Below are 12,556 nucleotides of genomic sequence, written 5' to 3'. Positions count from 1 at the left end.
TATATTTTATGAATGGAAGTTTTCGGTTTAGGTTAATTGTTACATTTCATCGGTTACACAACCGCTGGCGGCGTCTGAAACTGTCTTTGCATACTTATAAAGTACACCCTTGGTGACCTTTAAAGCAGGCTGCTGATAGTTCTTTCTTCGCTCTGCAATCACTTCTTCACTGACTTGTAGGCTAATCACATTATTTACCGCATCAATCAAAATAGGGTCGTCATCTTCTACCAAGCCAATTAAGCCACCTTTGTAAGATTCTGGCGTGATGTGTCCAACCACAAAACCGTGTGTGCCACCAGAAAAACGGCCATCAGTAATTAAAGCCACTGATTTTCCTAATCCAGCGCCGATAATTGCCGAAGTTGGCTTCAACATTTCTGGCATGCCTGGTGCGCCTACAGGACCAGAATTTTTAATCACAATTACATCCCCAGGTTTAACACGACCGCTGGAAATACCAGCAATTAAGTCATGCTCACCATCAAATACGCGAGCTGGTCCTTCAAATTTTTCACCTTCTTTACCACTGATCTTTGCTACCGAACCTTTTTCTGCAAGATTGCCGTACAAAATTTGTAAGTGACCAGTAGCTTTAAGCGGCTCGCTTAACTTTTGAATGATTTTTTGGTCATAATCCATGATAGATTTTACATCGGCCAAATTCTCCGCTACTGTTTTACCAGTTACCGTTAAGCAATCGCCGTGTAGCAATCCTTCATTCAATAAATATTTCATTACTGCTGGAATGCCACCATATTGGTGCAAGTCCTGCATCAGGTATTTTCCACTTGGTTTAAAATCAGCCAAAACAGGGGTTACATCACTCATGCGTTGGAAATCATCTTGTGTAATTTCCACGCCAATGGCTTTACCCATCGCAATAAAGTGTAATACCGCATTGGTACTTCCACCTAAGATGATGATGGAGCGAATGGCATTTTCGAATGCTTTTCTAGTCATGATATCAGAAGGTTTGATATCTTTTTCAAGCAAGATTTTGATGTATTTTCCTGCATCCAAACATTCTTGTTTTTTCTCCTCGCTGATTGCAGGGTTAGATGATGAGTAAGGCAAGCTCATTCCCAAAGCTTCAATAGCCGAGGCCATGGTATTTGCCGTGTACATACCACCACAAGCACCAGCACCTGGACAAGTGTGTTTAATGATGCCTTGGTAATCTTCGTCGGATAAATTACCGCAGATTTTTTGGCCCAAAGCTTCAAAAGCTGAAACGATATTCAATTCTTCGCCTTTGTAATGACCTGGAGCAATAGTACCTCCGTAAACCATGATTGAAGGGCGATTTAAACGTGCCATGGCCATAATTGCTCCTGGCATATTCTTATCACAACCTGGAATAGAAATCACACCATCGTAATACTGTCCCCCGCAAATGGTTTCGATACTATCGGCAATTACGTCGCGGCTCACTAAAGAGTAGCGCATGCCATCTGTACCGTTGCTCATGCCATCACTTACGCCAATGGTATTAAAAGTAAGACCTACTAAATCATTTTTCCAGACCCCTGTTTTCACGACTTGAGCTAAATCGTTCAAGTGCATGTTACAGGTATTACCATCATAGCCCATGCTGGCAATGCCAATTTGTGCTTTGTGCATATCGGCATCAGTTAAACCAATTCCATAAAGCATGGCTTGTGCTGCTGGTTGTGTAGGATCTTGCGTAAATGTCTTACTGTACTTATTTAATTCCATTTATATTGTTGTTTGTTCTGTTTAGGTTAAAAAATGAGGTCAAAAAAAACCGCCTCTTTTTGGGAGGCGGTTTCGCTATAGTATCTTTTTCATTATATACAACGATTGCCTTCCCTCTGGTGAGGAATAACGATAATGTTGTTAATAATGACTGTGGTTAAACGCATGTTGTTTTTTCTTACAGCCCAAACATACTAACAAATTATCGAAAAGAAGAAATTTAAATAATCACTTCGTAATTCACTTTCTCCAGCACCAGGTTTTTATATGCTCTTTGCAAGGTAGCGCCAATGCTATCTCTCCATCTTTGTCGGTACACCACTTCATCAATGGTGTGGATACCTGCCACTTCAACAGCTGTTCCACAGAAAAATGCGCCATCGGCATTTTTTAGGAAATCAACGTTGATTTCTTGTTCAATCACTTCAATGTCCAGCACACGGCAAAGCTCAATGATGGTTGCACGAGTAATGCCAGGCAAGATATTTCCTTTTGCAGGCGTATATAGTTTTCCGTTTTTTTCGATAAAAATGTTGGCTCCAGGTGCTTCGGCCACGTGACCATTTGCATCTAACAATAGTGCCTCGTCAAAACCTTTATTCTTAGCATCAGAAGTAGCTAAAATAGAATTTACATAATGGCCGCTAATTTTAGCTTCAATGTGGATTGATTTAGGGTTTGGACGTTCGAAAGGTGAAATGGATACTTTCAATTGTCTATCCCCAAGGTAGGCAGCCCATTCCCAAGCACACAACATGATGGATACTTTTTCGGGAGTAACCAAGGTCATTTGTGGTTCGCTAAATACCAAAGGACGGATGTAGGCATCTTTTAAATTATTCAGTTCGAGCAGGCGGTAAGTCTGTCTAATTAGGTCTTCAATATTCCAGTTAAAAGGAATTCCAGTTAATTCGCAGGAGCGTTTTAACCTTTCGAAATGTTCCCGAGCCTTGAAAATACGAGTGGCGTTGTGGGTTTTATAAGCCCTTATGCCCTCAAATGCTGCAAAGCCGTAGTGAAGCGATTGTCCGTATAAATCGGTCTTGGCTTCGTTGGCCTTTACAAACTGGCCGTTTAAATAAATCACCGTGTTCGAATTGTAATAATTCATTTTCATCTATTTTATTATGTCTTCATTGATGATGATGCTACCTTGATTTTAAATCAAGGTGGTTTATATTATTTTAAAAAAAGCGTCCCATTTTTTGAAGAAGGGGACGCTTTTTTAGTCTGTTACATCATATCTTAAAAAGAACCCTTACTCTGTTTTGAAAGTACCACATTAAGTAGCAGCACTTCGGTAATACCAAAGAGGTGAAGGAAGCTATTTAAGTTGATCAATTTCATTTTTGAGGAGTTCAATTATTTTGTGCTGTTTTTATAAATACCAATTTAGTATTCGGTTCAAAAAATAGCAATAGGCAAAATGAAAATATTTAATTTAGAATATAGTTCTGTTATTTTTATATTTTTCGGATTTTAATTTTGACAAAATACTCTTTTTTCTACTAAAACATTATCAATGGTAGACCAAATATGGAATCGGTATTCGGTATAGATGTTATGCTTGCATTGTAATTTTTGCAATTTTCTGCCTAAAAGTGATAAATGTCAGGAAAACTTGTTGAGAAAGGGTAGGCGTAAGGGGCGGTATTGAAGACTAGTTTTCATCTTCGGTTTTACCCATTTGTTTCTTGATTTGTTTTACGGCTTTCCAAACACTGTCCTTAGCATATTCTCCAAAATGACTGATGTAATTACCATCTGGGGCAATCACAACAAAGCTTCCACAAGGATAGCGCTGCTTAAAGAAAGTTTTTTCTACAATATGCTCAGGATCGCTAACCCAGGGCAGTACAGATGAACCTTTTCCATCCATGTCATTAATGTTCTTGGATATGTACAGAGGCTTTGTTTCGCATAATTTCCAAACACCTTTTTGTAGTTCCGCATGCCAAGCATTTTTTGATGCGGGGGTAGCAGTGCCAGAAGTGTTGCAGGGATCCTTACCTGGATAGTAAATAAACACGGTAGGTGAAATTTCCGATAGCTTTTTCCCTGTATGGGATTCTATTGCCGCTTTAAATGTAGTGTAGTCTGCTAGTTTTCCTTTTTCTTCTCTAAGAATGAGCTTTGTGTGATTGATGGAGTCACCAGGCATTCGTAGAAATTTCCCTGTTTCTCTTATCTCATCAAATCTTTCTTTCGAAATTTCGTTATTGTTCGAATCAAAATACCTTAACGACTGCGCTTTTGTGTAAAAGCTTCCTATAATCATTAAGAGACAAAGCCACATTTTTTTCATGAGCGTAATCAATCTTAAGATGAAGATAATTATTCTTCATCAGAATAAGGAAATGCTTATGAAGATATCTATCTATCAAAAAGTCTTAGATATTTAGAGGGCACTAGCCTTTTCCATTCTGGGTGCCTTTTAACGTAAGCAAAAACTAAAGGACATAAAGGAACTAAAGCATAAGCGTTTTCTTCCAGGTAGTTTAGCGTTTTTTCAATCAATGCGGTTGCAGCTCCTCTGCCAGCTAAAGCTTCAGGGCTTTCTGTATGAATGAGCTTAATGATTTTCTCATCTTCTTCATAATCGATAAATGCTGTATGTCCATCTACTGATAATTCGAAACGTTTGGCTTCTTCATTTTTGATTAGAGGTAGGGTGATAAATTCTTCTTTCATCGTAATTCGTTTTAAATGATGTTAACGAAGTTAGGAAGAAATTGCTGCTTGCTTGTTGATGTATGGTAATAAACGGAAGGGGAGTTTGTCGTTATTGCGAGGCATGGATTGACTTGATTATTCGGGGCAAGTAATTTATTGGAGGGATAACATTCATATTGCTAGATTTCTCCTCGTTCCTCGTCGAAATGACGGCAAGATATTATAAAGCAAAAAGCCCCGAACTTTCGTTCAGGGCTTTCTTTTATTTTCTGTTTAGCTTAAGCAACAATAGCTTCGGCCAAAACAATAATTTTATTATCCAGTACTTCAACTACACCGCCTTTAATGTTGTAGATATTTTCGCCTGTTGCTTCTTTCACAATCACTGGACCATCTTCTAAAGTAGAAATGATAGGAGCGTGGTCTTTTAAGATTTGAAAAGAACCAGAAGTTCCAGGAACAGTAACCGCAGTTACTTCGCCTTCGAAAACTTTCTTATCTGGAGTTAATATTTCTAAGTTCATTCTTTAGTAGTTAGTATTTAGTAATTAGTATTTAGACTAATCCACTAAATAAATTAATGAGTTAGTACTTAGATAAAGAGCCTTTCTATATACTAAGTACTAGCTACTATATACTAATTAGCTTCTGCCAATAATTTTTTACCTTTTTCAATAGCATCTTCAATGCTACCAACTAAGTTAAATGCAGCTTCTGGATACTCGTCAACTTCACCGTCCATGATCATGTTGAAGCCTTTGATGGTATCTTTAATGTCTACCAATACACCAGCTAAACCTGTAAATTGCTCAGCAACGTGGAAAGGTTGTGACAAGAAACGTTGAACACGACGAGCTCTGTGTACCGTTAATTTATCTTCTTCAGATAACTCATCCATACCTAAGATCGCAATGATATCTTGTAATTCTTTATAACGTTGTAAAGTTTCTTTCACACGTTGTGCAGTGTTATAGTGCTCGTCACCTAAAACTGCAGGAGAAAGGATACGTGAAGTAGAATCCAATGGATCTACCGCAGGATAAATACCTAGCTCAGCAATTTTACGAGAAAGTACGGTTGTTGCATCTAAGTGGGCAAATGTTGTAGCCGGTGCAGGGTCAGTTAAGTCATCCGCAGGTACATATACTGCCTGTACTGAGGTAATTGAACCACGTTTAGTTGAAGTAATACGCTCTTGCATTAAACCCATCTCAGTTGCTAGGGTTGGTTGGTAACCTACCGCTGAAGGCATACGACCTAATAGTGCCGATACTTCAGAACCTGCTTGAGTAAAACGGAAGATGTTGTCAACGAAGAAAAGGATGTCTTTTCCAGCGCCTTCGCCATCACCATCACGGAAATATTCAGCAACCGTTAAACCTGATAATGCTACACGAGCACGTGCACCAGGAGGCTCGTTCATTTGACCGAATACCAATGTTGCTTTTGATTCTTTTAATTTTTCAGTATCAACTTTGTCTAAATCCCATCCACCTTTTTCCATTGAGTGCAAGAACTCGTCGCCATAGTTGATTACGCCAGACTCGATAAACTCACGCAATAAGTCGTTACCCTCACGAGTACGCTCGCCTACACCAGCAAATACTGATAAACCAGCATAAGCTTTAGCGATGTTGTTTACCAACTCCATGATTAATACGGTTTTGCCTACTCCCGCACCACCAAATAATCCAATTTTACCACCTTTTGCATAAGGCTCTAATAAGTCGATAACTTTAATACCTGTAAAAAGTACTTCAGTTTCGGTAGAAAGCTCATCAAATTTAGGAGGAGCATTGTGGATTGGCTTACCAGCAGAATTATCTAAAGTGTTAATTCCGTCGATAGCTTCACCAACTACGTTGAATAAACGACCTTTGATCTCATCGCCTACAGGCATTTTAATAGGTGCACCAGTATCAACCGCATCCATTCCACGTACTAAACCATCGGTTGAGTCCATTGCAATGGCACGTACACGGTCTTCACCAAGATGTTGTTGAACCTCTAGAACGATTTTTTGACCATTTTCTTTTTTAATCTCTAAAGCAGAGAAAATTTTAGGTAAAGTGGCATCGTTAACAAAGCTCACGTCAACTACCGGACCTATAATTTGCGCTATCTTTCCAATATTAGGCATATTTTGTATTTGGTAAAATTATAAAAATCAAAATGTTAAAGGCGTTTTTGTGCGCCTGCTTTTCGGATGGCAAAGTTATTAAATTTTAATGTAAATTTTATATAGAAATAAAATGTTTTTCAACAGTTTAATAAATGATAATTTAGCCATTATGAAAACAGTATTGGTTACGGGTAGCAATGGCCTTTTAGGGCAGAAAATAACCGAGCAGGTTTTAGCGGATCAAGGTGTGAATTTGATTGCTACCAACAGGGGTGAAAATAAATATCCGATAAAAGAAGGTTACGTGTATGAGCAGATGGATATTTTGGATACGGAACAAGTAAAGACTGTGTTGGAAAAGTATAGGCCCAATGCGCTTATACATACTGCTGCCATGACTAACGTAGATACGTGCCATGAGCAAAATGAAGCCTGTTGGAATTTAAATGTAAAGGCAACGGCTTTTCTGGCATCGCTTTGCGAAAAGTTGGGAATACATTTTATATATGTATCTACTGATTTTGTTTATGACGGATTGAATGGTCCTTATCAAGAAGAGGATGAACCCAAGCCCGTAAGTTTTTACGGAGAAAGTAAGTTGGAGGGAGAACGGGTTACCCAACAAATGAAAGGCAACTGGGCAATTGTAAGGACAATTTTGGTTTACGGTATATTAAAGGATATGAGCCGTAGTAATATTATACTTTGGGCAAAGGGCGCTTTGGAAAAAGGTGTGCCTATTAATGTAGTGAATGACCAATGGCGCATGCCTACTTTGGCAGAGGATTTGGCAAAGGCTTGTTTGTTGATTGTTGAACACGAGGCGAAAGGTGTTTATCATATTTCTGGAAAGGATATGATGAGTATTGCGGAATTGGTGAGAAGGGTAGCGCGGTTTTGGAATTTGGATGAGGGTTTAATTACAGAAGTAAGTTCTGACACCTTGGCTCAAGAAGCGAAGCGACCTCAAAAAACTGGTTTTATTTTAGACAAAGCTATGACTGATTTGAATTACCAACCGCATAGTTTTGAGGAAGGGTTGGCGTTGGTGAAGGATCAGTTAGCAGTTAGCAGTTTACCGTAAATAATTTTCAATTCGCAGTTTTCAATTAGCTGGCTAGGCTGTTCATTATTTAACATTAATAATTAACCATTAACAATTATAATATATGTCATTACAAGTAGGAGATCAGGCTCCAGATTTTAAATTAAAGAATACTGAGTTAAAAGAAGTTTCTTTAGGCGATTTTAAAGGTAAAAAGGTTGTGCTTCACTTTTTCCCGTTGGCTTTTACTGGTGTTTGTACCACACAACTTTGCACTATGAGAGATAACTTTGGTTATTATGATGGTTTAAACGCACAAGTTTTAGGTGTTTCGGTTGATTCGCCATTTACTTTAGCCAAGTTTAAAGAAGACCAAGCTTATCAGTTCCCATTGCTATCTGATTTTAATAAGGAAACGGCGGCAGCTTATGGCGCATTATACGAAGACTTCTTAGGTTTAAAAGGTATCGCTAAACGTTCGGCTTTTGTGATTGATGAAGAGGGTAAAGTGATTTATGCGGAAGTTTTAGAAGATGCAGGAAATTTGCCTGACTTTGCAGCGATTAATAAAGTAGTTGCTGGATAATATTCCAGTTAAATTTTTAGAAAAGCGAGACTATTGCTAGGATCAAAGCGCAGTCCCGCTTTTCGTTTTAATCTTTTTGCCTGTTTTTTTGTCATTCCGAGGTATGAGGAATCTGTTTCTGATTTGCATGAACAAACAGATCCTTCACTGCGTTCAGGATGACAGGTAGCGATAAAAAGTATTGCCACTTCAATGGGGTTTAGGGAACGTTAAGCCCTGCACAGCACCTGCCAATTAAACCCGATATTGGCGGATACCAGCCTTGTGGTTAAGGCCTGTGCTGTATGAGCCTGTAGCGGGGCTAGCTTTAAATAGTAGCAAGTGGATTGTTTTTCAAATGATTAGGAGTATTGTTAGAAAAAAATGCAACAAAAATTGTGAATTTAAATTTGAAACATTACTTTTGCAGTCCGTTAACGATACGGAAATGCTTTCGTAGCTCAACTGGATAGAGCATCTCACTACGGATGAGAAGGTTTGGGGTTCGAATCCCTACGAGAGCACAAGAAAGGTAGAAGTTCATAGCTTCTGCCTTTTTTTGTTTATGGCCTTTTCTTGTTTTTGATTAGCAGTTTTTAAAGTTTTGGTGCCAAAAATTGAAAAAAATGGCCGTAGAGCTAATATATATTTATATATTTGCAACCTCATAAAGAAATGGCTTAAGATGAGCCAGTTCAATACAATAAATAGATTTCCTTTTAGGAGCGTAGTTAACTTAATTTGATGCTAAATTTAGTTCTTTTTGGCCCTCCAGGTGCAGGCAAAGGCACCCAATCTCAAAAGTTAATTGATAAATATCAGTTAGTACACATTTCAACAGGCGATTTATTCAGAGCCCACATTAAAAACCAAAGCCCGCTAGGACAACAGGTGAGCAAATTAATTGCTGATGGCGAGTTAGTGCCAGATAGTATTACCATTGCGATGTTGGAAGAGGAAGTAGATAAAAATCCTGATGCAAAGGGTTTTATTTTTGATGGTTTCCCCCGCACAGTTCCTCAGGCAGAGGAATTGGATAAGTTTTTGGTGGCTAAGGGTGAAAAAATCAATGGTGTAATTGCTTTAGACGTAGATCAAGATGAATTGACCCGTCGTATTGCGGAGCGCCATAAAATTAGCGGTAGACCTGATGATGATGCTGAAAAGTTAAAAAAGCGTATCGACGAATATTTTAACAAAACTATTCATGTATTGCCTTATTACCAAGGTCAAGATAAATTGATAAAGGTAAATGGTATTGGCGAAATTGAAGTGATTTTCAATAGCCTTTGTGAGGTAATCGATAACTACTAAAATAATATTAATTAGCTAATTTGATGATTTGAGAATTAGCTGATGACTAGCATCCGTATAAAATACATTGGTTATTTTTGCGGATGTTTGTTTTTATATAGATTCAACCGCGAAGGCGCAAAGAACACAAAGATTTTGAATTCCGCTAACTTGATTGAAAATAAGAACACAAAACTAACGATACTTGCTGGCCTTAGATATATCAGCTAATTATCACATTTACTAATTTATTCATTCATTTTCCATGTCTCAAGGTTCCAATTTTGTTGATTATGTAAAAATCTGTTGTCGCTCGGGAAAAGGGGGGGCAGGTTCGGCACATTTGCATCGTGATAAACATACGGCTACGGGTGGCCCTGATGGTGGAGATGGTGGTCGTGGTGGGCATATTATCTTGAAAGGTAATACCCAATTCTGGACTTTGCTGCATTTGAAATACCGTAAGCACATTATTGCTGAAGATGGCGGCGCTGGAGGTAGTGGGCATAAATTTGGTAAGCAGGGTAAAGACGAGATTTTAGAAGTGCCATTAGGTACTATTGCTCGTAATGCCGAAACTGGAGAGGTGCTTTTTGAAATTACGGAAGATGGTGAAACCAAAATTTTAACAGCTGCTGGTCGTGGAGGTTTGGGCAATGCCCATTTTAAATCGGCTACTTTACAAACCCCACGTTTTGCACAGCCAGGTGAAGCAGGTAAAGAGGAATGGGTGGTGTTGGAGCTGAAAGTGTTGGCCGATGTAGGTTTAGTGGGTTTCCCTAATGCAGGAAAATCTACCTTGCTCTCGGTATTGTCGGCCGCGAAGCCTGAAATTGCAGATTATGCCTTTACTACCTTGGTGCCTAATTTAGGCATTGTCTCTTACCGTGATTCGAAGTCATTTATTATGGCTGATATTCCTGGGATTATTGAGGGCGCATCGAAAGGAAAGGGGTTAGGCTTTAGGTTTTTAAGACATATTGAGCGTAATTCTGTGCTGTTATTTATGGTTCCAGCTGATACGAGCAGGACTATTTTGGAAGAGTACGAAATATTGAAGAACGAATTAAGGGAATTTAATCCAGAATTGATGCAGAAGCCCCATTTATTGGCCGTAACGAAATCGGATATGCTTGATGAGGAGTTAAAGACGGAGATGGAAAAGGAATTGCCTCAAATCCCTCATATTTTTATTTCATCAGTAGCTCAACAGGGTTTGGTAGAATTGAAGGATATGTTGTGGAAAGCGATTAATGCTCCTCTTGAAAATGAGTAGATTTAATTAGCATTCAAGTTATAAACAAAAAAGCCTTGCAACATGCGGGGCTTTTTTGTTAATGAAATATCGAGTTAGCTATCTTTCGATAACGATATCTTCCAATACCAGCATATCCATTTTAGTCCTTAAGAAACAGTTTAAAGCCTCTTCTGGTGTGTTTACAATAGGCTCATTTTCGTTGAAAGAGGTATTTAGCAAAATGGGAACGCCTGTTTTTTCGTAAAAATTATTGATCAGTCCGTAGTATTTTGGTTCTATTGACTGCTCCACACTTTGTAAACGGCCAGTGCCATCAACATGGGTTACTGCGGGGATTTTTGCCCGTTGTTCTTCTTTGATGAGGAATACTTTCTCCATAAAAGGAACATCATCTACTTGTTCGAAATAATGCGGAATATGTTGTTTTAGGATAGAAGGTGCGAAAGGTCTGAAGGACTCCCTTCTTTTGATTTTAGTATTCAAGATTTCCTTCGCGTCTTCTCTTCTTGGATCAGCAATGATAGAACGGTGTCCTAAGGCTCTTGGGCCAAATTCTGCACGACCTTGAAACCATCCCACCACACCAGCGTTGATTAGGCAATCGGTTACTTTACTGAAAAGTGCTTCGCCTTCCAATTTTTGGTAGCTAATATTCTTCTGCTTCAATAATTCTTCAATGTTTTCATTACTAAAACGGCTGCCAAGGTATCCATGGAGCATAGGAGCTGTTCTAGGCTGATCTAGCAATTGGTTATATACCCATAAAGCTGCACCTATACAAGTTCCAGCATCATGTCCTGCTGGTGGGATATATACTTTTTTAAATGGTGTTTTCAGTAAAATTTTTCCGTTAGCTACGGAATTTTGGGCTACTCCGCCTGCAATACAAACGGCATCTGAACCTGTTTTTTGTTGAAGATGGGTCAATAGATGGTAAATCAACTCTTCGGTGATTCTCTGAACAGAAGTTGCCCAATCTTTATGATCTTGGCTTAAAGGTTCATCGGCTTTTCTAGCGGGTCCAAATTCATTGAGCAAAGCCTCACTGTACAAACTGTCCATTGCAGGAATGCCACCTTCCCAAACCATATTCACTCCCTTAGAAGGATGGTTGAAATATTTTAGGTCTAGTTCAAAAAGTCCGTTATCCTTAAACTTTATTACCTTTCGCAATTGCTCCAAATGGGTAGGTTGACCGTATGGTGCCAAACCCATTACTTTATACTCGTCGCCATAATGAGGAAAGCCAAGCCACTGCGTAAAGGTGGTATAAAACACACCAACAGAATGAGGGTAGGAAACGGTTTCCAGGACTTCAATTTTATTGCCTTTACCAAGTCCTGTCATCGTACTGGTAAAATCGCCAAAGCCGTCAATAGAAAGTAATGCTGATTCTTCAAAGGGAGAGGCAAAAAAAGCACTTGCTAAATGACTCCTATGGTGCTCTACATTATGGAATTTCGCTTTTAACTCGCCAGCTTTTAAATTGAAATGTTCGATGAATTCTTCTTCGATAGAAGCTGCTTTTTTAAGGTTTTTAACTCTATTGATGACGTTACTGAGGTTTAACCTGTTTTTTAAAGCTGTTAAAGCCTTTTTGCCCAAATTAGCTTTAGGATCTCTAGAGATAGCAATATGGTCTATCTCCTCTATGCTAATTTCTGCTTCCTGTAAACAAAATCTTATGGCTTCAATAGGAAAGCCCGCCCAATGTTTTATTCGTCTAAAACGCTCTTCTTCCGAAGCAGCAATTAATTGGCCGTCTTTGTAAATGCAGGCCGACGAATCTCCGTGATAGGCGTTAATTCCTAAAATATACATAATGATTTGTTGGTTAAATAATTGATTGCGAAGATATAACTAAAACGAATATGTTTATAG

Annotated in this window: 11 protein-coding genes and 1 tRNA gene; 5 read left to right on the top strand and 7 right to left on the bottom strand. The window is 38.7% G+C overall.

The window, feature by feature from the left end:
• Window positions 1-39: 39 nt before the first annotated feature.
• From ilvD to atpD, 6 genes are all read right to left on the bottom strand, one after another.
• The gene (gene ilvD, locus DUT70_RS09850) at window positions 40-1,719 is read right to left on the bottom strand and encodes a dihydroxy-acid dehydratase (RefSeq protein ID WP_113647143.1); all 1,680 of its coding nucleotides are present in this window, start codon (window positions 1,717-1,719) and stop codon (window positions 40-42) included.
• A 220-nt stretch (window positions 1,720-1,939) separates the two neighbouring features.
• Complete coding sequence (locus DUT70_RS09845) at window positions 1,940-2,830, bottom strand: branched-chain amino acid transaminase (RefSeq protein WP_113647227.1); 891 nt, start codon at window positions 2,828-2,830, stop codon at window positions 1,940-1,942.
• A 549-nt stretch (window positions 2,831-3,379) separates the two neighbouring features.
• Complete coding sequence (locus tag DUT70_RS09840) at window positions 3,380-4,024, bottom strand: hypothetical protein (RefSeq protein WP_128353344.1); 645 nt, start codon at window positions 4,022-4,024, stop codon at window positions 3,380-3,382.
• 68 nt (window positions 4,025-4,092) lie between these two features.
• Window positions 4,093-4,410, bottom strand: a complete 318-nt coding sequence (locus DUT70_RS09835) for a GNAT family N-acetyltransferase (RefSeq protein ID WP_113647141.1) — start codon at window positions 4,408-4,410, stop codon at window positions 4,093-4,095.
• A gap of 260 nt (window positions 4,411-4,670) precedes the next feature.
• A complete protein-coding gene (gene atpC / locus DUT70_RS09830) occupies window positions 4,671-4,916 on the bottom strand; it encodes an ATP synthase F1 subunit epsilon (protein WP_113647140.1) in 246 nt (81 codons plus the stop codon).
• 113 nt (window positions 4,917-5,029) lie between these two features.
• Window positions 5,030-6,532, bottom strand: a complete 1,503-nt coding sequence (atpD, locus tag DUT70_RS09825) for a F0F1 ATP synthase subunit beta (RefSeq protein WP_113647139.1) — start codon at window positions 6,530-6,532, stop codon at window positions 5,030-5,032.
• A 151-nt stretch (window positions 6,533-6,683) separates the two neighbouring features.
• Between atpD and DUT70_RS09820 the strand changes: the two genes are divergently transcribed.
• The 5 genes from DUT70_RS09820 (at window position 6,684) to obgE (ending at window position 10,693) form a co-directional block, all read left to right on the top strand.
• A complete protein-coding gene (locus DUT70_RS09820) occupies window positions 6,684-7,598 on the top strand; it encodes an SDR family oxidoreductase (protein ID WP_113647226.1) in 915 nt (304 codons plus the stop codon).
• 85 nt (window positions 7,599-7,683) lie between these two features.
• Window positions 7,684-8,145, top strand: a complete 462-nt coding sequence (locus DUT70_RS09815; protein WP_113647138.1) for a redoxin domain-containing protein — start codon at window positions 7,684-7,686, stop codon at window positions 8,143-8,145.
• A 429-nt stretch (window positions 8,146-8,574) separates the two neighbouring features.
• Window positions 8,575-8,648: transfer RNA gene (locus tag DUT70_RS09810), tRNA-Arg, on the top strand.
• A 220-nt stretch (window positions 8,649-8,868) separates the two neighbouring features.
• Window positions 8,869-9,438 (top strand): adenylate kinase, encoded by a 570-nt coding sequence (locus DUT70_RS09805; protein ID WP_113647137.1) that lies wholly within the window; start codon window positions 8,869-8,871, stop codon window positions 9,436-9,438.
• A gap of 244 nt (window positions 9,439-9,682) precedes the next feature.
• Window positions 9,683-10,693 (top strand): GTPase ObgE, encoded by a 1,011-nt coding sequence (gene obgE / locus DUT70_RS09800; RefSeq protein WP_113647136.1) that lies wholly within the window; start codon window positions 9,683-9,685, stop codon window positions 10,691-10,693.
• Window positions 10,694-10,771: 78 nt separating this feature from the next.
• Here the strand turns inward: obgE and DUT70_RS09795 are convergent, their stop codons facing one another.
• A complete protein-coding gene (locus tag DUT70_RS09795; protein ID WP_113647135.1) occupies window positions 10,772-12,496 on the bottom strand; it encodes a carbamoyltransferase family protein in 1,725 nt (574 codons plus the stop codon).
• Window positions 12,497-12,556 lie beyond the last annotated feature (60 nt).

Origin of the sequence: Pedobacter chitinilyticus, from assembly GCF_003313385.1 — a bacterium.
In the GTDB taxonomy this organism is placed as follows: domain Bacteria; phylum Bacteroidota; class Bacteroidia; order Sphingobacteriales; family Sphingobacteriaceae; genus Pedobacter; species Pedobacter chitinilyticus.
The sequence above is the reverse complement of the archived record's forward strand: the minus strand, read 5'-3'. Positions and strand labels throughout refer to the sequence as shown.

Excerpts from the sequence above, each read along its gene's own strand:
- ilvD (WP_113647143.1), bottom strand. The coding sequence starts at position 1,719 with ATGGAATTAAATAAGTACAGTAAGACATTTACGCAAGATCCTACACAA.
- DUT70_RS09845 (WP_113647227.1), bottom strand. The coding sequence starts at position 2,830 with ATGAATTATTACAATTCGAACACGGTGATTTATTTAAACGGCCAGTTT.
- DUT70_RS09840 (WP_128353344.1), bottom strand. The coding sequence starts at position 4,024 with ATGAAAAAAATGTGGCTTTGTCTCTTAATGATTATAGGAAGCTTTTAC.
- DUT70_RS09835 (WP_113647141.1), bottom strand. The coding sequence starts at position 4,410 with ATGAAAGAAGAATTTATCACCCTACCTCTAATCAAAAATGAAGAAGCC.
- atpC (WP_113647140.1), bottom strand. The coding sequence starts at position 4,916 with ATGAACTTAGAAATATTAACTCCAGATAAGAAAGTTTTCGAAGGCGAA.
- atpD (WP_113647139.1), bottom strand. The coding sequence starts at position 6,532 with ATGCCTAATATTGGAAAGATAGCGCAAATTATAGGTCCGGTAGTTGAC.
- DUT70_RS09820 (WP_113647226.1), top strand. The coding sequence starts at position 6,684 with ATGAAAACAGTATTGGTTACGGGTAGCAATGGCCTTTTAGGGCAGAAA.
- DUT70_RS09815 (WP_113647138.1), top strand. The coding sequence starts at position 7,684 with ATGTCATTACAAGTAGGAGATCAGGCTCCAGATTTTAAATTAAAGAAT.
- DUT70_RS09805 (WP_113647137.1), top strand. The coding sequence starts at position 8,869 with ATGCTAAATTTAGTTCTTTTTGGCCCTCCAGGTGCAGGCAAAGGCACC.
- obgE (WP_113647136.1), top strand. The coding sequence starts at position 9,683 with ATGTCTCAAGGTTCCAATTTTGTTGATTATGTAAAAATCTGTTGTCGC.
- DUT70_RS09795 (WP_113647135.1), bottom strand. The coding sequence starts at position 12,496 with ATGTATATTTTAGGAATTAACGCCTATCACGGAGATTCGTCGGCCTGC.